The sequence below is a fragment of the Streptomyces sp. NPDC041940 genome (genome assembly GCF_055589465.1).
This window is the reverse complement of sequence record NZ_JBVJBP010000001.1, coordinates 220,093-241,144: the sequence shown is the minus strand read 5'-3', so window position 1 is coordinate 241,144 and position 21,052 is coordinate 220,093. Positions and strand designations below refer to the sequence as shown.

Below are 21,052 nucleotides of genomic sequence, written 5' to 3'. Positions count from 1 at the left end.
TGGGGAGTGGCCGCGGCCCTGCTGGCGAACGTCCTGTACAGCACCGGATTCGTCCTGGAGAAACGCGCGCTCGCCGCCCTGCCCGAAGTGACGATCCGGCAGCCCGCCCGGCTGCTGCGCCTGGTGCTCGGCAGCCCGCTGTGGATCGGCGGTTCGCTCTCGCTCGCGGCCGGGTTCGCCGCCCAGCTCGCCGTGTACCGGACGCTGCCGATCGCCGCCGCGCAGGGCATCTTCGTCTCCGGCCTGGTGCTGCTCGTGCTGCTGTCGGCCCGGCTGCTCGGCGAGGAGACGACCGGCCGGGAGCGGTACGCCCTGGGCGCGATCCTGCTCGCGCTGCTGATGGTGGTGCTGTCTTTGCGCGAAGGCTCGGACTCCGTCAGCCAGGACGCGCCCTACCCGCTGATCCTGCTGGTCTGCGTGCCGTCGCTGGCAGCCGGGGTGTGGCTGTACGGCTCCGCCGAGCGCCGCGCCCGCAACCGGCACCGGCGCCCGACGACCGGCGTCGAGTACGGCGTGGCCGTCGGCCTGCTGTACGGCGTCAGCTCGCTGGCCATCAAGGGGGTGTCGAGCCGGCTGACGACCAGCGGGATCGGCGGCGCCGTCCTGGATCTGCTGGCCTCCCCGTATCCGTATCTGCTGCTGTTCACCGGCGTGTTCGGCCTGGTGATGTCGCAGGCCGCGCTGCAGCGCTGCCGGGCCTCGCTGATCGTGCCGGTGTGCACGACCGTGACCTGCCTGTTCACCGCGGTGCTCGGCACGCTGTCGTTCGGCGAGGCGCTGCCGGACGATCCGCTGCGGCTCGCGCTGCGGGTGGCGGGCACGACCCTGGCCGTCGCCGTACTGCTGACCATGCCCAAACACGACTCCGCTCCCCAGGAGCCCGCCCCAGCCAAGGAGTTGGCATCACCGTGAAGCCCGACGACCCGCTGCTGAAGATCCTGGCGTGCCCGCTCGACAAGGGCCCGCTGCATCTGCTGGCCGAGGAGGCCGAGCAGGAGGAGGCCCTGTACAACCCACGGCTGCGCCGCCGCTATCCGATCCTCGACGGCATTCCGCAACTGCTGCCGTCCTCGGGCGAGCAGGTGCCGGACGACGAGCACGAGGAACTCCTGAAGAGGATGTCGCCGTGACCAGCCTGGCCGCCCGTGTCGCTCCCCTTCTGCCCACCCGACTGGTGGCCGCGACGGCCCGGGCCCTGTATCCCCGGTTCGAACCGGAGCTGGCCCGGCTCGCCGAGCTGTGCCCGCCGGGCTGCGGTACGGCGGTGGACGTCGGCGGCTGGTACGGCCCCTGGACGCACCGCCTGTCCGGCCGCGCCGAGCAGGTGGTGACGATCGAGCCGGTGCCGCATCTGGCCCGGCTGCTGGCCGCCGCGGTCCCGCCGAACGTCCGGGTGGTCCGGGCGGCGGCCTCGGACCGCCCGGGCCTCGCCCGCCTGTGGCTGCCGTCGGACGACTCGGGCGACCGGGGCGTGTCCTCGCTGGTCCGCCGTGACATCCACGGCCGTGCGCTGGACGTCCCCTGCGTCACGCTGGACGATCTGGGGCTGCGCGACGTCGGCTTCATCAAGATCGACGTGGACGGCAACGAGCCGGCGGTCCTGCGCGGGGCGACGGGTCTGCTGGCCCGCGACCGCCCGGCCCTGTTCGTGGAGCTGGAGTCCCGCATCCAGCCGATCGCCCCGGTGGTGACCTATCTGGCCCTGCTGGGCTACGACGGCTGGGTGCTGCCGGGCGACACCTGGGTGCCACTGGCCGAGTTCCCGCTGGAGGACCATCAGGCCGACGCCTCCTACGTCGTCTCCCACGGCCTGCTCCGCCGCGTCCTGCCCTCCCCCCTGCTCAGGGGCCCGCGCTACGTCAACTCGGTGCTGTTCCTGCCCGACGGCCGGCGCCCCGGCCGGGCCCCGGTGGGCGACGATGGTTCCCATGCCTTCCGGAAAGCGCCCCGCTAGCCCCTTCACCCCGCTCGATTTCCAGCTGGTGCTGCTGCGCCGCATGGCCGACCACAATCCCGGCCCGGTGGAGGACGCCCGGCACGAGCTGGGAGTCTCCCTCGCGGACATGCGCGAGGCGAACAAGCGCTGGCAGGCGATGATCCGCTCCCCGCGCCCGGCCCTGTCCCGCTATCGCTCGGTCCTCGGCGCCCCGGAGTCCCGTACGCCCCGCCGCATCGGCGACCTCGACTGCGAGGCGTGGCTGTGGCCCGTCCCGCTCTGGCCCGCCCTGCGCTTCGAGGTCCTCACCGCTCCGAACGGCGCCGTGTGGAACGAGTGGCTGGTCCGCGCCCCGGGCGCCGAGGGCCCCGGGCTGCGCACCCTCGACGATCTCGCCCCCTGGTCCTGCACGGTGGACGAGGCGGCCCGGGCCTTCGCCCCGGCCCGTCCCCTGGAGGGCACTGCACCGACCCGGTGGGGGCTGGCGTTCACGGCCCCGGACGGGGCGGGGGCGCGGTGGGAGGTCGTCGCGGAGTTCACCTGGGGGCTGCTGCAGCGGGTGGCCGTCACCGGCCGTCAGGACTGAGGGGCTCCGGGCCGGTCGAGGACGGGGAGGCACCTTTCGCGGGCACGCACCGCCACGCGAGGGCCGCCGCGGCCAGATAGGCCAGCGCGCCGATGAACATGCTGGTCCGGATCCCGGTGCCGTAGTCGCCGGCCGAGGCGAGCAGGCTGCCGCCCAGTGCCACGCCGGTGGCGCTGCCGACCTGGCGGGTGGTGTTGAACAGGGCGGAGGCGGCCCCCGAGTACGCCTCGGGGGCGGCGCCCATCACGGTGGCGGTCGAGCCGGTGAGGGCGAAGGACGTACCGAATCCGGCGGCCATCATCGGGAGCACCAGCAGCGCGTAGGCGGGGTCGGCGCCCGCCGCGGCCCAGCCGGCCAGCCCGAGTGCGGCCAGGAGCATCCCGGAGACCACCAGCGGACGATCGCCGGTGCGGCGGGACAGCCGGCCCGACAGGACGGAGGCGAACATGGTCATCGCCACCGCCGGGAACAGCGCGAGACCGGTGCCGAGGGCGCTGTAGCCGCGCTGGTGCTGAAACTCCAGGCTGGCGGTGAACACCATGCCGTAGAAGCCGAAGTTGAACAGCAGGCCGATGACCGCCCCGCCGCTCATGGCGCGGGAGCGCAGCAGGCCCAGCGGCAGCACCGGGGAGCGGGCCAGCCGCTCGCGCAGCGCGAAGGCCGCGGCGGCCAGTACGGCCAGGCCGAGCCCGGCGAGCACGGCCGGGTCGGACCAGCCACGCCGTCCGGCCTCGTTGAGGGCCGCCGTCAGCAGCGCCACCGCCGCCACGACCGCGACCTGAGCCGGCCAGTCCAGGGCCCGGTCGGCGCGCCGGGGCGAGCGGCCGACGTGCCGCAGGGTCAGCGCCACGCAGGCCACGCCGACGGGCAGGTTGATGAGGAACACCCAGCGCCAGCCCACCGTGGAGACGAGCAGCCCGCCCAGCAGCGGCCCGGCGGAGGCCGCGATGCCCGCCATCGAACCCCACAGCCCGAAGGCCCGCGCGCGTACGGCCTTCTCCGGATAGGCCTGCTGGAGCAGGGCCAGAGACCCGGGCACGATCAGCGCCGCCCCGAGCCCCTCCACCAGCCGGGCCACCACCAGGAACGGGGCGCTCGGCGCCAGCGCGCACGCGGCCGAGGACACGGTGAACACCGCCACGCCCGTGCAGAACACCCGCCGGTTGCCCAGCCGGTCCCCCAGCGCACCGCCGGTCAGCAGGAACCCGGCGAAGACCAGGGTGTATCCGTCGGTGATCCACTGGATGCCGGTCAGCGAGGCCGACAGCTCCCGCCCGATCACCGGCACGGCGACGTTGATGACCGTCACGTCCAGGATCACCATGAAGTACCCGGCACACACCGCCAGCAGCGGTGCCCAGGACCGTCGCTCGGAGGGCATGGCCCTACAGGTACACCAAAAGCCTCACAAAGGGACGCATGCCCCACGCGCTGCGGTCAGCCGGCGGCGGCGAGAACCGCCTCCACCACCCTCGGCACGGAATCCGGGTGCAGGAACAGGAACAGATTCGGCTCGATCAGCTCCAGTTCCATCACGCACGGCTCCCCGTCCGGCCCGGTGACGAGGTCCACGCGCGCGTACAGCAGCTCCTGATCACCGGGCACGGCGGCCAGGGCCCGCTCGGCGACGGCCAGTTCGGCGGGGGTCGGCTCCCAGGGCCGAGGATCCGGGTGGGCGATCTTGTCGGCGTCGTACGGGGTGCCCGGCGCGAGGACGGCGCCCTTGCGGCTGGCGTGCAGCAGACGGCCGCCGTAGAACTGCAGGGCCCGCTCGCCGTGGGTGTCGATGCTGGTCAGATAGGGCTGGAGCATGACGGTGAAGCCCTCGGCGTGCATCCGCTCGACCTGGCTCAGGGCGGCGTCCCGCTCTCCGGCCGGGTAGCGGGCGGCGTACCGGGCGCCGGCGCCGGAGGTGGGCTTCACGACGTACTCGTGGTCGTCGGGCAGGTCGACGGGGTCGCCGGGCGCGAAGTAGCGGGTGGGCACGGCGGGCACCCCGGCCTCCGCGAGCATGCCCAGGTACCTCTTGTCGGCGTTCCACCGCACGATGTCCACCGGGTTGGCGAGCCGCGTCACCTTCCCGCACCGCTCGGCCCACGCCGTGAACTCCTCGGCCCGCCAGCTGTAGTCCCAGGTGGACCGTATGACGACGAGGTCGAACCCGGCCCAGTCGACGTCGGGGTCGTCCCAGAAGACGACGGCGGGCTCGGCCCCGGCCTCCCGCAGCGCGGCCGCCAGCACCGGCAGGTCCTGGTCCTTGCTCACCTCGCCGCCGGGGTCGTAGGTGACGAGCGCGATGCGCGGGGTGCCGGCCACGGCGACTCCATTTTCGTACGGACGATCGAAACCCATTCCGGCGCAGGCTACAACGTCAGCTGTGTGGTGGCGGACGTGGTGGAGCGGCCGGCCACCTGGCCCCGGGCTGCTACTCCTCTTCTCCCGGCTCCCAGTCCAGCAGCCGCACCTTCGCCACCGTGCGGACATGGCGGCGCATGGCCGTGGCCGCCCGGCGGGGTTCCCCGTCGGCGATCGCGTCGAGGATGGCCTGGTGCTGGGAGAGGGAACGGGACGGGCGGCCGGGCTGGCGCAGCGACTCGGTGCGGCTCTCGGCGATCTGCTCGGCGATGGAGCGCATGAATTCGGCGAGCAGACTGCTGTGGGCCGCCGCCGTCACGGCCGCGTGGAACAGGCGGTCGCCCTCCACGCCGTGACCGTCCGCCTCGATCTCCTCCGTCATGTGCGAGAGCGCCGAGCGCATCGCCGCCAGGTCGTCCTCCGTGCGCCGCTCGGCGGCCAGTTCGGCGAGCTTCGTCTCCAGCGCCTCCCGGGCCTCCAGGACATCCGGGAGGCGCCTGCGGCGTTCGACCATCCGCTCCACGGGCTCGGTGTCGAGACTGTCCCGCACGAGGTACGTACCGCCCCCGTGCCGGGCTTCCACCAGGCCCTGGACCTCCAGCACCACGATCGCCTGCTTCACCGAGGCCCGGCTGACTCCGAGCCGCTGGGCGAGATCACGCTCGGGCGGCAGCCGGTCGCCGGCGCGCAGCCCGCCCTCGGCGACGTACTGGCGCAGCCGCTCCAGCACCTGCTCGTAGAGGCGCTGTTTCATCATGGGGCGCAGGGCGTCGGTCACGGAGTCCCCCTCTCGCCGGGAGCGTAGCACCGGGCCGTGTCCCATTCGCCCGCCCAGTGGCCAAGTGGCTGAACCAATTCTCGCGCGACCCCTTGACGGGCGCCCGGGCCGCACCCACGCTTTCAGCCAACGCACCCCAAGTGGCTCAGCCACTCGGCCACTCCCAGGTGCTTCCAGCCGCTCCGGGGCCCAACGACGGGAGCCCGTATGTCCCCCGAACTCATCTCGATCCTCGTCCTCGTCGTGGTGTTCGTCATCGCCACCACCCGTTCCGTCAACATGGGCGCGCTCGCCTTCGCCGCGGCCTTCGGGGTCGGCGGGCTCGTCGCCGACCTCGACGCGGACGGCATCTTCGCCGGCTTCCCCGGTGACCTGTTCGTCGTCCTGGTCGGCGTCACGTACCTCTTCGCGATCGCCCGCGCCAACGGCACCACCGACTGGCTGGTGCACGCCGCCGTGCGGCTCGTGCGGGGGCGGGTGGCGCTCATCCCCTGGGTGATGTTCGCGCTGACCGGCGCGCTCACGGCGATCGGCGCGGTCAGCCCGGCCGCGGTCGCGATCGTCGCCCCGATCGCCCTGAGCTTCGCCACGCGCCACGGGATCAGCCCGCTCCTGATGGGCGCGATGGTCGTACACGGCGCCCAGGCCGGCGGCTTCTCCCCGATCAGCATCTACGGCTCGATCGTCAACGGCCTCGTGGAACGCGAGAACCTCCCCGGCAACGAACTCGTCCTCTTCCTGGCCTCCCTGACGGCGAACCTCGTGATCGCCGGTGTGGTGTTCGTCGTCTGCGGGGGCCTCAAGCTGTGGGCCCAGGGCGCGGTGGACGAATCCGGCGATCCCGCCGAAGCCACTCCCACCTTGAGCCCGGAAGAAACCACCCTCACCCCACCCCGCACAGCCACCCTCACCTCCCTCCTCGCCCTGGTCGTCGCCGTCCTCGTCTTCGACCTCGACGCAGGCCTCACGGCCATCACCCTCGCCGTGGTCCTCAGCACGCTGTGGCCCGAAGACAGCCGCAAGGCAGTGGGCGAGATCGCCTGGCCCACCGTCCTCCTCATCTGCGGCGTCCTCACCTACGTAGGCGTCCTCGAGGAGATGGGCACCATCACCTGGGCCGGCGAGGGCGTGGGCGGCATCGGCATCCCCCTCCTCGCCGCCCTTCTGCTCTGCTACATCGGCGCACTGGTCTCCGCCTTCGCCTCCTCCGTGGGAATCATGGGCGCACTGATCCCTCTGGCCGTCCCCTTCCTGGAACAGGGCGAGATCGGCGCGATCGGCATGGTCGCCGCACTGGCCGTATCGGCGACGGTCGTGGACGTCAGCCCGTTCTCCACGAACGGCGCCCTGGTCCTGGCCGCCGCGCCGGACGTCGACCGCGAGCGTTTCTTCCGGCAGCTGATGGTGTACGGAGGAATCGTGGTTGCGGTGGTACCGGCGGCGGCATGGCTGGTGATGGTCGTCCCCGGCTGGGGATGACCGGCCGATTCCCCGTCGAACAGGCAGAACGCACAGAACAGCCAGGCACAACACCTAAGGAGACGGACGCGTGACCCCTCTCTTCCCGGCCCTGACCGAAGCCCCGGCCGACCGGCCCGCTCTCCGGTTCGGCGAGCGCTCGCTGACGTACGGAGAACTCGCCGCCGCGGCCGGCGCCCTCGCCGGACGGATCGCCGAGGCCAGGCGGGTCGCCGTCTGGGCGACGCCCACGATGGAGACCGCCGTCGCCGTCGTCGCCGCCCTGCTGGCCGGCATCCCCGCCGTACCGCTCAACCCCAAGTCGGGCGAGAAGGAACTCGGCCACATCCTGTCGGACAGCGCCCCCGACCTGGTACTCACGTCCCCCGAGGACCAGCTCCCCTCCCCGGTACGGGATCTGCCCCGCCTCGACGTCGACGCACACGGCACCGGCCCCGCCGCCCCCGAGGAGCACGCCGACGACACCGCCCCGGCCCTGATCGTCTACACCTCCGGCACCACCGGCCCGCCCAAGGGCGCCGTCATCCCGCGCCGGGCGATCTCCTCGACGCTGGACGCGCTGGCCGACGCCTGGCAGTGGAGCGGCGACGACGTCCTCGTCCACGGACTGCCGCTGTTCCACGTACACGGCCTGGTCCTGGGCACGCTCGGCCCGCTGCGGCGCGGCGGGTCGGTCCGGCACCTGGGCCGGTTCAGCACCCAGGGTGTGGCCCGCGAGCTGGCCGGCGGCGCGACCATGCTGTTCGGCGTGCCGACGATGTACCACCGGATCGCCGAGGCGGTGACCAGTGACCCGGATCTGGTGAAGGCGCTGACGGGGGCGCGGCTGCTGGTCTCCGGTTCGGCCGCGCTGCCCGTGCACGACCACGGGCGGATCGCGACGGCGACGGGGCGGCGGGTGATCGAGCGCTACGGCATGACGGAGACGCTGATGAACACCAGCGTCCGCGCCGACGGCGAGGCCCGCCCCGGCACGGTCGGCGTGCCGCTGCCGGGCGTGGAGCTGCGGCTGGTCGAGGAGGACGGCTCGGAGGTCGGCGCGTACGACGGGGAGACCGTCGGCGAGATCCAGGTGCGCGGCCCGAACCTGTTCACCGAGTACCTCAACCGGCCCGACGCCACCGCCGCCGCCTTCACCGCCGACGGCTGGTTCCGCACCGGCGACATGGCGGTGCGCGACCCCGACGGCTATGTGCGGATCGTCGGCCGCAAGGCCACCGACCTGATCAAGAGCGGCGGTTACAAGATCGGGGCCGGCGAGATCGAGAACGCGCTCCTCGAACACCCCGGGGTGCGGGAGGCCGCGGTGACCGGGGAGCCGGACCCCGACCTGGGCGAGCGGATCGTGGCGTGGATCGTGCCCGCGGATCCCCAGTCACCGCCCGCACTGGCGGAGTTGGCCGATCACGTGGCCCGGCGTCTCGCACCGCACAAGCGCCCTCGGGTCGTCCACCACCTGAACGCGCTGCCCCGCAACGACATGGGGAAGATCATGAAGCGGGCGCTGACCCATGAGTGACCGGCACTCGGCTCGCGAGATCGTCGCCCTGGTCGCCGACGACTCCACCTTCGCCGAACTCCCCGCCTCCATAAGGGACCCCAGGCCCGACGGTCCGCTCGCGTGGCCGGGCTACGACGCCTTGCGCGCCCGTGCCGCCGAACGCACCGGCGAGCGGGAGTCCGTGGTCTGCGGCACCGCCCGGATCGGCGGTGCCCGGGCCGTGCTGATCGCCTTCGAGTTCGGCTTCCTCGGCGGCTCCCTGGGGCAGCGCACCGGCGACCTGCTGGAGGCGGCGTACGTGTACGCCCGTGAGCACCGTCTCCCGGTCGTGCCGCTGGTCGCGACCGGCGGCAGCCGGATGCAGGAGGGCATGCTCGCGCTGACCCAGCTCCAGCGGGTGGCCCGCCAGTCGGCGCTCACCAGGGAGGCCGGGCTGGCCCAGGTCGCCGTGGTGCGCGACCCGACGACCGGGGGCGGCTGGGCCACCCTCGGCGCGGGCGCGGACGTGGTCCTCGCGCTGCCCGGGGCGCAGATCGGCTTCGCCGGCTCCCGGGTGCGGCCGGCGGACGCGGACCCGGCGGCGTACACGGCCGAGGCGCAGTTCGCGGCGGGGGCGGTGGACGCGGTCGTACGGCCGGAGGAACTGCGCGAGGCGCTGGGGCGGTGGCTGCCGCTGCTGACGTCCCCGTCCGGCACGCCCGCCCCGCCGCCGGAACCGCTCGGCGACAGCGCGGGCCTGCCCGGCACCGGCTGGGACGCCGTACGGCGGGCCCGCTCGCCGCGGCGCCCGCGCGCCGCCGCCTATCTGGACGCCTACTTCACCCACCGGGTCGCGATCAGCGGCGACCGCTGCGGCGGCACCGACCCGGACGGCATGCTGTGCGGGTTCGGTGAACACCAGGGCCGTACGGTCGCGTACGCGGCGCAGACCGGGTCCGCGACCCGTCCCGCCGGCTATCGCACCGCCGCCCGGCTGATCCGGCTCGCGGACCGGCTCGGCATCCCGGTGCTGACCCTCGTCGACACTCCGGGCGCCGCCAACGACGCGGAGGCGGAGCGGCAGGGCGCGGGCGCGGCGATCGCCGACCTGTTCGTGGCGGTGGCGGGCGCCCGTACGCCGGTGACGACGCTGGTGATCGGCGAGGGCGGCTCCGGCGGTGCGCTGGCCCTGGCCGCGCCCGGCAACACCTGGGCCACGCCTGACAGTTACTTCTCGGTGATCGCCCCGGAGCTGGCCGCGGCCATCCTCAAGCGGCCGCCGCGCGAGGTGGAGCCGACGGCGGACCGGCTCCGCATCCGGCCGCAGGATCTGGTGGAGCTGGGGGTGATCCGGGGGACGGTGGGTCCGTAGGCGCGCGGTGGGTCCGTGAGTCCGGTGGATGCCCCCACGCGACATCAAGTACCTTCCGTAACAATGGAAATGCTCAGTGCAGTGGGACGACGGGGGTTCCGTGGACGGGTTGGTCGAATTCAGGACCGGTGACGGTGCCGTGGTCGCGGTCGAGGGGCTGGAGGAGCCGTCCGGCTCCCGCCTGGTCTCCCGCGGCGACGGTGCGGTCCAGGCGACCCGTACCTTCGAGGGCGCCCTGGACGGGGTGCGCGCCGCCGCCGAGTCCGCGCTGCGCGTCTTCCGGGACGGCTCGCTGAAGCCCGACGGTGTGGAGATCGAGTTCGGGGTGAAACTGTCCGCCGAGGCGGGCGCGTTCATCGCCAAGGGGACCGCCGAGGGCCATCTGGTGGTGAAGCTGTCCTGGTCCCCGTCCGCTCCGGAGGCCGGCGCTCGGGAGGCCGGCGCTCGGGAGGCCGGCGCCACCTCATGAACAGTGTGGTGAACAGCGCCGAGTGGCACGCCCGGATCGAATTACGCGGCCAGGTGGCCGGAGCGGGCTTTCTTGTCACCCCCAGCACGGTGCTGACCTGCGCCCATGTCGTGCGGGACGGCGACGGCCTGACGGTGACCTTCACGGAGCTGCCCGGCTCCCCCGCCGTGCCCGCCCGGGTCGTCGCGCACGGCGGCTGGACCGGCGCCGGCACCGACCTCGGTGACCTGGCCGTGCTGGAACTGGACCGGGAGATGCCCATCGCCCCGGCCGCGCTGGCGCCCGTCGACGCCGCGCACGGCACGAGCCCCCGCAAGCTGGTCGTCTACGGCTTCCCGGTCGGCTTCGACGAGGGCACCCTCGCCGAGTACCGCGTCACCGCACCGCAGTTGATCAAACGGGAGTGGCTCCAGCTGGAGGCCTGGTACCAGGGAGGCCAGACCCTGGCCCCCGGCTTCAGCGGGGCGGCCGTCACCCTGGCCGAGACCGGCGAGGTCGTCGGCATGGTCACGGCGGCGGCCGGCAGCCGGGACGTGCGCAACGGCCGGATGATGCCCACCCAGGTCATGGCCCGCTACTGGCCCGGCCTGCAGAGCCTCGTCCCCACCTCGGACCACGCCGGCGCCGACCGGGCCCGGCTGCGCGCCCTGGTCGAGAAGGCGGCCCGGGCGGGCGTGGACTGCGACCCGGCCCGGCTCTACTCCTCGGCCGCCGACCCGTTCGATCCGCCGCCGCCCGAGGAAGGCTTCGACTCACTGTGGTCGGCGGCCCTGTTCGTGCTGTGCGAACTCGACGGGCCGGGCGCCGCGCGGACCGTGTCCCGGTTCGCCGACCGGCTCGAAGCCCTGTTGCACACCCCGGCCGTGGAGCCGTCGGCGCCCGACTGGTCGCCCATCCTCGTCGAACTGGGGCACAGCGGAGCGGGCGACGGCCTGGTCCGGGTCGAGGTGTCCGCGTACAGCGAGGGGCGACGGCACCCGGTGGACTCCGGCACGGTCGAACAGCACCGGCTGCACGCCTATGTGCGGGACCGGATCGAGGCGGCCTTCCGGTACCTGACGCCCGGCGCCGACGAACTCGTCGCGTTCGCGCTGCCCCGGGACTGGCTGGACTGGCCCGTCGACCTCTGGGAGAGCGCCCCCGACGACGCGACGCCCCTCGGCTGCGTCTACCCGCTGGTCGTCACCGACCACGCCCGGCGCAAGGCCAGTACCCGGCATGTCCTGACCCGGGCGTGGAAGCGCCTGGACGCCCTGCCGGGCGCGCGGATGCACCGGGTGGAGTGCGGCGTCCCGGAGGAACCCGGGCGGCTGCGGATGCGGATGCGGCGGCCCGACGCCTGCCTCGCCGGGTTCGGCACCGCCCCGGCCGCCTCCCGTACCCGGCCGCACTTCGACACCTCGCTCACCGCGCCGGCCCCGGTCATCGTGTGGTCGCGCGGTGGCTGCGACTCCGGGCAGGAGGAGTGTGCCGGAGCGGACGGCTGCACCGGCAAGGCCTTCCTCGACGCGCTGGACGCCTGCCTCTCGGCCGTACCGCCCGCCGAACTCCCGCGCCGCGTCCTGGCCCTGCGCGAGGAGGCCGACGCGGAGGACGACCACTGGGCCCACGGCATCCAGCTGCTGTGGGACGACCCGCGCGTCTTCACCGACCCGCACGCGGTCGTCGCCGCGCACGCGGGGTCGCCGGTGTCCTGACCCACCCGGACGCGGTCCGGGGCGCCTTGAGAGACACCAGCACGAAAACGGAGAGCGGAGACCACCCCCCATGCCGCACTGGTCGGTCTACACCGGCAAGAACGAGCCGCACGACGGCATCGACCACCTCCCCGTCCCACCGCCCTGGCGCGCCTTCGACGGCGGGCCCGCCCTGCCGCCGCCCGGCGACACCGACGACGCGACGGCCGTCTCGCCCGACCGCGTGCACCGGGCCAGGTCGTACGTGGCCACCCCGGAGAGCGTCCGGCTCGTCAACGCCGCGCTCTGCCTGCGCCGCCCCCTGCTCGTCACCGGACCGCCCGGCACCGGCAAGTCCTCGCTGGCGTACGCGGTGGCCCGCGAACTGCGCCTCGGCCCGGTGCTGCGCTGGAACATCACCAGCCGCAGCTCGCTGTCCGACGGCCTCTACCAGTACGACCCGCTGTCCCGGCTGTACGCGGCCCGGGAGCGGCAGGACCGGCAGGACCGGCAGGACCGGCAGCGGCAGGACCGGCCGGCCGCCGGCGATGTCGAGGACCATCTGCGCCTGGGCCCGCTGGGCACGGCCCTGCTCCCCTACGACCGGCCCCGGGCCCTGCTCGTCGACGAGGTCGACAAGAGCGACCTCGATCTGCCCAACGACCTGCTGAACGTCCTGGAGGAGGGCCAGTACGAGATCCCCGAACTGGTCCGCGCCGCCCGCCACTCGGACGACCCGGCGGCCGAGGTCCTGGCCGACGGCACGGACACCCCGGTCGCCGTCCGGCGCGGCCGGGTCCGCTGCCGGGCCTTCCCCTTCGTCGTACTGACCAGCAACGGCGAACGCGAGTTCCCGCCCGCGTTCCTGCGCCGCTGCGTCCGGCTGAAGCTGCGCCGCCCCGACCGCGACCAGCTCACCGACATCGTCCGCGCCCACCTCGACACCCCGGACGCCGCCGCGGACCGTCTGATCACCCGATTCCTGGAGCGGGCCAACGGCGGCGAACTCGCCACCGACCAGCTCCTGAACGCCCTCTACCTCACCGGAGTCTCCGGCCTGGACGCCGAGTCCCGCGACGACCTCGCCGAGCAGCTGATGCCGTACCTCAGCGCGACGGCCGACGGCGATGGCTTCTGATCACGGAGCCGGACAGTCCCCCGTCGCCCGCCTGGCGGCCGCGCTGTCCGCCGCGGGTGCGTCGCCGACGCCCCGGGAGCTCGCGGAACTGCTGTGGCTGGCGGGCCGGTTGGAGGCGGACGAACAGTCCGGGCGGGAGCCCGGCACCGTCGGTCCCGCCACGCCCGAAGCGACAGCGGAGGCCCCCGCGCCCGAGGGTGACCCCCCGGCCGCTCCCGTACCACCACGTTCCTCCGAGCCACCACCGACGGCTCCGGCACCCGACCGCGTCCCCCTGCGCCTGCCCGCCCCGCGTTCCCCGGGCCACGCCGAGGGGGAAGCGACCGGCGGCGGTTCCCCCCTCCTCGCCCCGGCACCCCCGATGCTGTCCCACCCCCTCGCACTCCAGCGCGCCCTGCGTCCGCTGCAGCGCAAGGTGCCCTCCCCGCACCTGCGGGTGCTGGACGAACGGGCGACGGCCGACCGGATCGCCCGCCTCGGCGCCCACCCCGAGGTGTGGCTCCCGGTGCTGCGCCCGGCCCCCGACCGCTGGCTGCGGCTGAACCTCGTGCACGACACCGGCCCCACCATGCCGGTCTGGCGCCCCCTGGTGAGCGAACTGCACACGGCCCTCGCCCAGTCGGGCATCTTCCGTACGGTCACCCTGCATCCGGCCACGCCCGACGGCCGGGCTCGCCAGGTCCCCGTCCTCGACGACGGCCGCACGGTCACCCTCGTCGTCAGCGACTGCATGGGCCCGCAGTGGCGCCCTGGCGAGGCGGGCGACCGCTGGTACCGCACCCTGCGCCACTGGGCCCGCCACCTGCCGCTCGCCGTGGTCCAGCCCCTGCCGGAGCACCTCTGGCCCACCACGGCCCTCCCCGCCGAACCGGGCCTGCTGACCGCCCCGTCCACGGCGGCGCCCTCGGCGGCACTCGCCTTCACCCCGTACGAGGCCACGCCCGCCCCCGACCAGGCCCTGCCCCTGCCGGTCCTGGAACCGGGCGCCCCCTGGCTCGCCCACTGGGCGGCCCTGGTCTCCGACCCGGGCGGCGCCCGCGTCCCGGGCGCGGCGGCCTGGCTTTCCCCGACTCCCGCACCGCCTGCCGAACCCACCCCCGACCTCACCACCGCCTCCCCCGAGGACCTGGTGCTGCGCTTCCGCGCGACCGCGTCCCCGGAGGCCTTCCGCCTCGCCGGGCATCTCGCGCTGGCGGTCCCCTCGGTCCCGGTGATGCGCCTCGTCCAGCGCACGGTCGACCGTGACCCGCGCCCCCAGCACCTCGCCGAGGTGATCCTCAGCGGCATGCTCGCGGCAGCACCCGGCCCGCCCGGCTCCTATGAATTCCGGCCCGGTGTACGGGAGTTGCTGCTGCGCTCCCTGCCCCGCACGGCCCGGGGACGGACCCGGGAGTTCCTCGAACGGGTCGGCGGTCTGATCGACGAACGGGCGGGGCTCGCGGCCGGGGAGTTCCGGGCCGAGACGGACGGCGGACAGCACGGCCCGGGGCCGGCGTTCGCGACGGTGAGCGAGGAGACGGTGCGGCGGCTGGGCGGCGCCGGGGCACCGGAGCGCCTCATCGGCGGCCGGTACCGGCTGATCGGGCGGCGGGGGTGGAGCGGCCGGGTGTCCAAGGCCGTGGACGTCCGCACGGACCGGCAGGTGGTCGTACGCCAGTATCGCGATCAGCCCGCTCCGCACGAGCGGTTCCTGAGGGAGGCACGAGCGCTCGCCGAGCTGGAGCATCCGCATGTGGTGCGGGTGCTCGACTTCGGGGTGGAGGACGACGCGCCGTACCTGGTGACGGAGTTCGTGGACGGCCTGGCGCTGTCCGAAGTGCTCTCGGGTGTCGCCTTCCGGACGTTCGCCCGCCTGGTGTGCCAGGGCGTGGCCGGCCTCACGGCCCTCCACGAACACGGTCTGGTGCGTGGGGAGCGCGGGCCCGCGGGGCTGCTGCTGCGGCCCGACGGCACGGTGGTGCTGAGCCGGTTCGCCCTGGGCGAGGAGTCCCGGGGCAAGGACCCCGAGTCGGATGTCGCCGAGTTCCGCTGGCTGCTCAGGCAGCTGACCGCGGGCATGTCGGTGCCGGTCCAGTACGGACGCCTGCTCGACCTGATCGACAAGCACAGCCTGTCCCAAGCCGCCGACCACGCCGCACTCCTGCTCTCGACGGCCCCGTGGTCGCCGCCACGCCACGTCACCCTGCTCGGTCCGCTGCGCATCAGCGACGGCACGGACCCCGTCGAGCCTCCCTCGCCGTACGCCCAGGCACTGCTGTGCATGCTGCTCCTCGACCAGGGCCGGCGTGTGACCCACTCCGAGCTGGCCGGGGGGCTGTGGGAGGAGCCCCTGCCGGAGAACGAGGCCGCCGACCGCCTCGAGCGCCTGGCAGCGGAGGTGCGGCCCCTGCTGCCCCCCGGCGCGCTCGTCTCCTTCTCGCACGCGTACGCCGTGCACCTGCCGGACGTCTACGTCGACGCGCTCCATTGCGAGGAGCTCCGCGGCGGGACGACACGCGGGCCCGCCGAGCTCCGGCGCGCTCTCGGCCTCTGGTACGGCGACCCCCTCGAAGGCGTCCCCGGCCCCGCCGCCGCAACCACCCGGGACCGTCTGCGCGCGCTCAGGCTGGACCTCGAGACCACGCTGGCCGAGCAGGACGGGAGGTCGTCCGAGGAGGGAGCCGGCCCCACGATCCTCTTCGAGGCCGACGACCTCACCGGCCACCCCGAGGCACGCATCACCCTCGAGTACGCGGTGCACGAGATGCTCTCCCGCGGCGCCCTCGCCACCCACCAGGTCGACGTCCGGGTCCGCGGCAACGGCTACGTGGTCCACACCGAGCCCGGCACCTACGTCCTCCCTGTGCTGGTCGCGGTACTGCGCTGGCTCCCCGAGGTCCTGACCGGGCTCGTGGACCCGCCGCCGCTCACCGTGACGTTCTGGGACCGGCCCACCCCGCCGGCCGTGGCGGCGCCCGTGCCCTCCGACCTCCAGGTGGTCGTCTCCCCGGCGGTGTACGAGCAGTTCGCCGGCAGCTCGGCGGCCCAGGGCCCCCGGCGCTTCCAGCCCCTCTACCAGGGCGGCGCCACGGACACCCCGCCCGTCGCCTGGCACTGCCCGCTGTCCCCCTCCACGGCCGCCGAACCCGAGGAGCGCGACCTGGTGCGGGGGCCCTTCATCACGCACGATCTGCGCCGGCTCGGCATACCGGCCCCGGGCCGCACCGCCGTCGTCCACACCCAGCCGGACGGCCCGCTCACCCTCCTCAACCCCGCCCAGCCGCACGGCGACGGGCCGCCGCGGCACGTCACGTACTACGAGGTGGACCTCACCACGCACCAGTCCCACCACCGGGTCTCCCTGCCGAGCTCGGGCAAGGGCGCCTTCGCCGCGGCGGTCGAGCTGTCCTGGCATGTGGACGACGCGGTCGCCTTCGTCCGCGGCGAGGTCGCCCGGGTGTCGGAGCCGCTGCTGGAGCATCTGCTGGAGGAGGCGGCCCGGATCACCCGCCGGCATCCGCTGCGCCGGGCGGGCGCGGCCCAGCGCGCGGTCAACGCCGGGCTGCGCCGGTGGCCCGTGCCGGGTCTTTCGGTGACGGCGTCGGTGCAGCTGGCCCCGGAGGGGGCGGCCCTGCCCGGACCGCAGGGCCCGGCCCCGTCGGCGCGCCCGCTGTCAGGTCTCCTCGGCGACGCCGAGACCGTGCTGCTGGGCTTCGACGGCCCGGTGGCCCGCCTGTTCTCGGCGACCTCCGCGCGCGAGGCCGCCCTCGACCTGCTCGCCCTGGCCGCCGAGCACCGCGACCCGCGGGACACCGTGGCGGGGGCGGGGCGGGAGACGTTCGTCCATCCGCTGGACGTCCTGCGGGCGTTCGCCCGCGACCGGCTCGGCCCGCTGCTCCGGGACCGCCTGGAGGAACTCGAACTGCTGGCGCTCCCCGCCGCGCCGACCACGCACAACTGCGTGCCGCTGGTCCGTGCCCTGCACGACTCCGGACGCCGGGTCAGCGTGGTCACGGACGTCGGCGCACCGGCCGTCCACCGCTACCTGGAGCCCTACGGCCTCCCCCTGGCCGGCGTCCACGGCCGCGGCAACGACCTCGCCCTGCTGACCCCGCACCCCGACTGTCTGCTGCGCGCGATGCACTCCTCCGGCGGCGCCGCCGCGACCGGCGTGCTCATCGGCTCCACGGTCGCCGAACTCACCGCCGCCCAGCAGGCCGGCCTGCGCTTCATCGGCCTCGCCCGCAACACCACCGCCGCCCGGCACCTCGACGAGGCGGGCTGCGACACCACCGTCACGTCCCTGGCCCCCCTCCTGGAAGCCGCACGCTCGCTCCAGCCCTAGGACCTGGGCCGAACCCCCCGTTCGGCGGCGCCCCACCCGGCCCCCTTGGAAAGGCGGCCCCGGCGCCTCCCGCGCACGATGCGAAGGAGGCCCGCCATCCTGGCGGCCCTCCACGGTCTGTGCTCTCGGGAGGACCTGCCATGACCGCCAGTCTGGAGCAGTTGCGCCGCTGCCACTTCGCCGTCGACCTGGGTGCGGCCCGCACCCGCGTCTACGTCAAGGGTGCCGGGCTCGTCGTCGACCAGCCGTCCGCCGCCGCCGTGAACACCCGCACCGGCGCCCTGATCGCGGTCGGCGAGCTCGCCGAGAAGATGACGGGCCGTACGCCGCACTACATCCGGGTGGTGCGGCCGGTCTCCGGCGGCACGGTCGTGGACATCGAGATGGCCCAGCGCATGCTGCGGCACCTGCTCGGCGACAAGATGCGCCGCAGCCTGCGCCGCAAGCCGATCCTGCGCGCCGCGGCCTGCACCCCGCACGACGCCGACCCGCTGGCCCAGCGCGCCGCAATCGAGACCCTGGTCGGTCTCGGGGCCCGCCGCGTGGAACTGGTCGACACGCTGATCGCCGCCGCCGTCGGCTGCGGGCTGCCCGTGGAGCAGCCCGAGGCCACGATGATCATGGTGTGCGGGGCGGCGGCCACCCAGGTGGCCGTGCTGTCCCTGGGCGCGATCGTGACCGCCGAGCGCATCCCGGTGGGCGGCGAGGCCGTCGACCACGCGATCGTGCAGCACCTGCGCCACCAACACGAGCTGATGCTGCCGAGCCAGTCCGTACGGCCGTTGCAGCTGGCCCTGTCCGGGAACGGCCTCACCCCGCACGGCCCGGTCTCGACGGAGATCCACGGCCGGGACGTCGCCACGGGCCTGGCCCGCTCGGTCACGGTCGACACCGCCGCCGTGCGGGACGCCATCCAGACGCCGCTCACCGCCATCCTCGACGGCATCGGCAAGGTGCTCCGGGACTGCCCGCCCGACCTGGTCGCCGACCTCGCCGACCGGGGGATCATGATGGTCGGCGGCAGCGCGCTGCTGCCGGGCCTGGACGAGATGCTGCGCGAGGCGACCGGGATGCCCGTGCGTATCGCCGAGCGCCCGGACGTGTGCGCCGTGCAGGGCCTCGGCGCCATGCTGGAGGGCAAGATCGAACCGCTCGCGCTGGCTCCGCTGGGGGCCTGAGCCGCCCCGGGCCCCTCAGCGGACGAACCAGCAGCGCACCGTCGTACCGCCGTCGCTCCGGTGCACCCGCACCAGGTCGGCGATCAGGTTGACCAGCAGGATCCCGCGCCCTCCGCGCTGGTCGCGGGGGACGGGCCGGCGCCCGGCCAGGACGTCGGCGAGCCGTCCCTCGTCGCGCACCTCGCACACCACGTACCCGTCCTCGGTCCACATCCGCAGCACACCCGAACCACCGCCGTGGACCACGCTGTTCGTGGTGAGCTCGGCCGTGGCCAGGGCCAGGTCGTCCAGCTTGACGCCGGTGAGACCGAGCCGCGCCGCCTCACCGACGGCCACGTGCCGGGCCGGGGAGAGCGAGTCGGAGTCGAAGGGGAACGTCAGCGCGTCCGGTACGGGCGGCAGCGGCTCGTTGTAGCGGTCGACGACGGCCCAGGGGGCGTACGTGTCGCTGTTCCGCTCCGTCCGGGAGCCGGAGGGGATGACGGTGGGGTGGGTGGCGTACGCGTCGGCGAGGACGTACTCGGGGAGCTCCTGGACGTCGTACGGACACAGGATGGTCGCCGAACGGCCCCGGAAGGCCGCGTTGATGAGCGCCTCGTGCTGGACGCAGGCCGGGTACTCGGCGGCGGAGCGCCCGGCCCAGACGGGCTCGCCGATGATCCGCACCCGGCGGCCGGACGGCTGGGCGTCGGCGAACGCGCGTAGCACGCCCGGGATGATCCGCCCGGGGTTGCGCCCGGCCTCCCGCATGTCCAGGAACTTCACGGCGCCCGCGACCTCGCCCAGGGCGTCCCGGATCAGCGCGAGGTTCTTGCCGGGCACCGCGACCGCCACGGGCTCGCCGGCGGCAAGGCCGTCACGCACGAAGGGCACGGTGACGTCGAGGTACTCCCGCTCGTCCCGGTAGAAGAGCGCGGGGTGGACGAAGGGGGCGAGAGGCCCGAACGGCTCGGTCGCGACAGCGGTCATGACGTCGCCACCTCGATTCCCTCCTGGTCGGGCCAGAGCAGATCCAGCGTCCGTCGCAGGGCCGGCGGCGGGCGGCGCACGACGAACCTGCGGCCGTCCCTGAGCTGCCCGGCCGCGGCCGCGAGCGCACCGGCGCCCGCCACGTCGACGAACGTCACGTCGGACAGCTCCAGGTAGTACACGTCCTCATCCTCGCGAACGGCCTGCTCCAGTACGCCTTCCCAGATCGCACGGGTCGTCAGGCCGACTTCTCCCGCAGCCCGGACCCCCTGCCGCCCGGCCAGCGGAAACACCGCCAGGCCCGGCACGCGGGGACCGGCGGCAGGCACCTGATATCGAGTGTTCAAGCCCCTCTCCCCACGCTCGCGGACCACAACGCTCGTACCCGCCCGGGAAAATCTCATTCCCCCGAACCGGGTGTAGTACGCCGTAAGGGGGGCAGGCGCACGTCACACCGACGTCCACCGGGGGGCGACGTGATCGTTGCGCAGTCCGGCTGGGACCGATGACGACCGACGAGGAACGACAGGGCGGTGACATGACGTCAGCGGCATCACCACACCTCACAGGAGGGCTGAACACCCTGGTCATCAGTGGCCGCGTCGACGCGGATCGTGCCGAGCTCACCCCGCGTGGTGAGCTCGTTCACGGCTGCGCGGACATCCTGGCCGCAATCCTGGCCGAGCTGCCGGCCACGATCACCCGGGTCGACCTGGACATGGGGGGCGTGCATTTCATGGACACGGCCGGACTGCAGTTCCTGGACGTCCTGGGCGACTACGGCCGGGAGCGTGCGACGACGACGACGGTCACGACCACGAACTGGAACGGCCAGCCGCGCCGGATCCTGGAGCTGGCGGGCCTGGACACCACGGATCCGCTGCGCCCCGCGGCCCACGACCCCGCCCCGGCCGCCTCCTCCGCGGTCGCCCTGGAACGCGCGGAGCGCCTGCACCTCCTCCAGTCGGAGGTCGAGCAGCTCCGCCAGGCCATCGCCTCCCGCCCGGTCATCGACCAGGCCCGCGGCATCCTCATGGCCACCCACGGCTGCAGCTCCGACCAGGCCTGGCACATCCTGCGGGAAACGTCCCAGCTCTCCAACACCAAGCTCCGCGACGTCGCCGCCGCGGTCACGGCCAGCGCGGAATCCGACGGCCCTCCGCCGCCCCCCGAACTCCGCACGGCCCTGAACAAGGCCCTCGCCCGACGCCACCACGGCTGACCCGGGGGTGGCGGCCGGCCGCCGCGCAGCAACCCACTTGATCAGCGCAATACCTGGACGAACCGCTCTCGTTGTCAGCGATGTGCCTCC

Annotated in this window: 18 protein-coding genes; 13 read left to right on the top strand and 5 right to left on the bottom strand. The window is 74.1% G+C overall.

All coding sequences use genetic code 11. The features are described 5' to 3' along the window. The first annotated feature begins 6 nt into the window (after nucleotides 1–6). Genes ACZ6I3_RS01045 through ACZ6I3_RS01030 form a run of 4 tightly spaced genes read left to right on the top strand, consistent with a single transcriptional unit; the run spans nucleotide 7 to nucleotide 2,522 of the window. Entirely contained in the window at nucleotides 7–912 is a 906-nt protein-coding gene (locus ACZ6I3_RS01045; RefSeq protein WP_469411656.1) for a hypothetical protein, read from the top strand. After that, nucleotides 909–1,130, top strand: coding sequence for a Trm112 family protein (locus ACZ6I3_RS01040; RefSeq protein WP_469410745.1), 222 nt, complete (start codon nucleotides 909–911; stop codon nucleotides 1,128–1,130). The genes ACZ6I3_RS01045 and ACZ6I3_RS01040 overlap by 4 nt, the downstream gene beginning before the upstream one ends. Next, nucleotides 1,127–1,954 carry an FkbM family methyltransferase gene (locus ACZ6I3_RS01035; RefSeq protein ID WP_469410744.1) on the top strand — a complete coding sequence of 276 codons (828 nt, stop codon included), beginning with the start codon at nucleotides 1,127–1,129 and terminating at the stop codon, nucleotides 1,952–1,954. Before ACZ6I3_RS01040 ends, ACZ6I3_RS01035 begins: the two co-directional genes overlap by 4 nt. Continuing rightward, nucleotides 1,920–2,522, top strand: coding sequence for a hypothetical protein (locus ACZ6I3_RS01030; protein ID WP_469410743.1), 603 nt, complete (start codon nucleotides 1,920–1,922; stop codon nucleotides 2,520–2,522). The genes ACZ6I3_RS01035 and ACZ6I3_RS01030 overlap by 35 nt, the downstream gene beginning before the upstream one ends. Here the strand turns inward: ACZ6I3_RS01030 and ACZ6I3_RS01025 are convergent. From ACZ6I3_RS01025 to ACZ6I3_RS01015, 3 genes are all read right to left on the bottom strand, one after another. Continuing rightward, entirely contained in the window at nucleotides 2,503–3,903 is a 1,401-nt protein-coding gene (locus ACZ6I3_RS01025; RefSeq protein WP_469410742.1) for an MFS transporter, read from the bottom strand. The two genes, ACZ6I3_RS01030 and ACZ6I3_RS01025, sit on opposite strands and share 20 nt — an antisense overlap. Nucleotides 3,904–3,959: 56 nt before the next feature. Then, complete coding sequence (locus ACZ6I3_RS01020; RefSeq protein ID WP_469410741.1) at nucleotides 3,960–4,874, bottom strand: ATP-grasp domain-containing protein; 915 nt, start codon at nucleotides 4,872–4,874, stop codon at nucleotides 3,960–3,962. A 73-nt stretch (nucleotides 4,875–4,947) separates the two neighbouring features. After that, the gene (locus ACZ6I3_RS01015) at nucleotides 4,948–5,655 is read right to left on the bottom strand and encodes a FadR/GntR family transcriptional regulator (RefSeq protein ID WP_469410740.1); all 708 of its coding nucleotides are present in this window, start codon (nucleotides 5,653–5,655) and stop codon (nucleotides 4,948–4,950) included. A 207-nt stretch (nucleotides 5,656–5,862) separates the two neighbouring features. Between ACZ6I3_RS01015 and ACZ6I3_RS01010 the strand changes: the two genes are divergently transcribed. The 8 genes from ACZ6I3_RS01010 (at nucleotide 5,863) to ACZ6I3_RS00975 (ending at nucleotide 18,771) form a co-directional block, all read left to right on the top strand. Then, nucleotides 5,863–7,134: an SLC13 family permease gene (locus ACZ6I3_RS01010; protein WP_469410739.1), complete on the top strand. Its 1,272-nt coding sequence runs from the start codon at nucleotides 5,863–5,865 to the stop codon at nucleotides 7,132–7,134. Between the two features lie 70 nt (nucleotides 7,135–7,204). Continuing rightward, nucleotides 7,205–8,653 carry an acyl-CoA synthetase gene (locus tag ACZ6I3_RS01005; RefSeq protein WP_469410738.1) on the top strand — a complete coding sequence of 483 codons (1,449 nt, stop codon included), beginning with the start codon at nucleotides 7,205–7,207 and terminating at the stop codon, nucleotides 8,651–8,653. After that, nucleotides 8,646–9,986, top strand: coding sequence for a carboxyl transferase domain-containing protein (locus ACZ6I3_RS01000; protein ID WP_469410737.1), 1,341 nt, complete (start codon nucleotides 8,646–8,648; stop codon nucleotides 9,984–9,986). The genes ACZ6I3_RS01005 and ACZ6I3_RS01000 overlap by 8 nt, the downstream gene beginning before the upstream one ends. Nucleotides 9,987–10,086: 100 nt before the next feature. Beyond that, nucleotides 10,087–10,455, top strand: coding sequence for a CU044_2847 family protein (locus tag ACZ6I3_RS00995; protein WP_469410736.1), 369 nt, complete (start codon nucleotides 10,087–10,089; stop codon nucleotides 10,453–10,455). After that, on the top strand, nucleotides 10,452–12,152 hold the full coding sequence (locus ACZ6I3_RS00990; protein ID WP_469410735.1) for a VMAP-C domain-containing protein: 1,701 nt from the start codon (nucleotides 10,452–10,454) through the stop codon (nucleotides 12,150–12,152). Before ACZ6I3_RS00995 ends, ACZ6I3_RS00990 begins: the two co-directional genes overlap by 4 nt. A gap of 70 nt (nucleotides 12,153–12,222) precedes the next feature. After that, on the top strand, nucleotides 12,223–13,269 hold the full coding sequence (locus tag ACZ6I3_RS00985) for an AAA family ATPase (RefSeq protein ID WP_469410734.1): 1,047 nt from the start codon (nucleotides 12,223–12,225) through the stop codon (nucleotides 13,267–13,269). Next, a complete protein-coding gene (locus tag ACZ6I3_RS00980; protein WP_469410733.1) occupies nucleotides 13,259–17,593 on the top strand; it encodes an SAV_2336 N-terminal domain-related protein in 4,335 nt (1,444 codons plus the stop codon). The genes ACZ6I3_RS00985 and ACZ6I3_RS00980 overlap by 11 nt, the downstream gene beginning before the upstream one ends. A 140-nt stretch (nucleotides 17,594–17,733) precedes the next feature. Next, a complete protein-coding gene (locus ACZ6I3_RS00975) occupies nucleotides 17,734–18,771 on the top strand; it encodes a rod shape-determining protein (protein WP_469410732.1) in 1,038 nt (345 codons plus the stop codon). A 15-nt stretch (nucleotides 18,772–18,786) separates the two neighbouring features. Here the strand turns inward: ACZ6I3_RS00975 and ACZ6I3_RS00970 are convergent, their stop codons facing one another. Together ACZ6I3_RS00970 and ACZ6I3_RS00965 are read right to left on the bottom strand one after the other, a co-directional pair. Next, entirely contained in the window at nucleotides 18,787–19,740 is a 954-nt protein-coding gene (locus ACZ6I3_RS00970; RefSeq protein WP_469410731.1) for an anti-sigma factor RsbA family regulatory protein, read from the bottom strand. Next, entirely contained in the window at nucleotides 19,737–20,087 is a 351-nt protein-coding gene (locus ACZ6I3_RS00965; protein ID WP_469410730.1) for an STAS domain-containing protein, read from the bottom strand. Before ACZ6I3_RS00965 ends, ACZ6I3_RS00970 begins: the two co-directional genes overlap by 4 nt. Nucleotides 20,088–20,278: 191 nt before the next feature. On the opposite strand from ACZ6I3_RS00965, the gene ACZ6I3_RS00960 reads away from it, so the two are divergent. Continuing rightward, entirely contained in the window at nucleotides 20,279–20,962 is a 684-nt protein-coding gene (locus ACZ6I3_RS00960; protein WP_469411654.1) for an ANTAR domain-containing protein, read from the top strand. Nucleotides 20,963–21,052 lie beyond the last annotated feature (90 nt).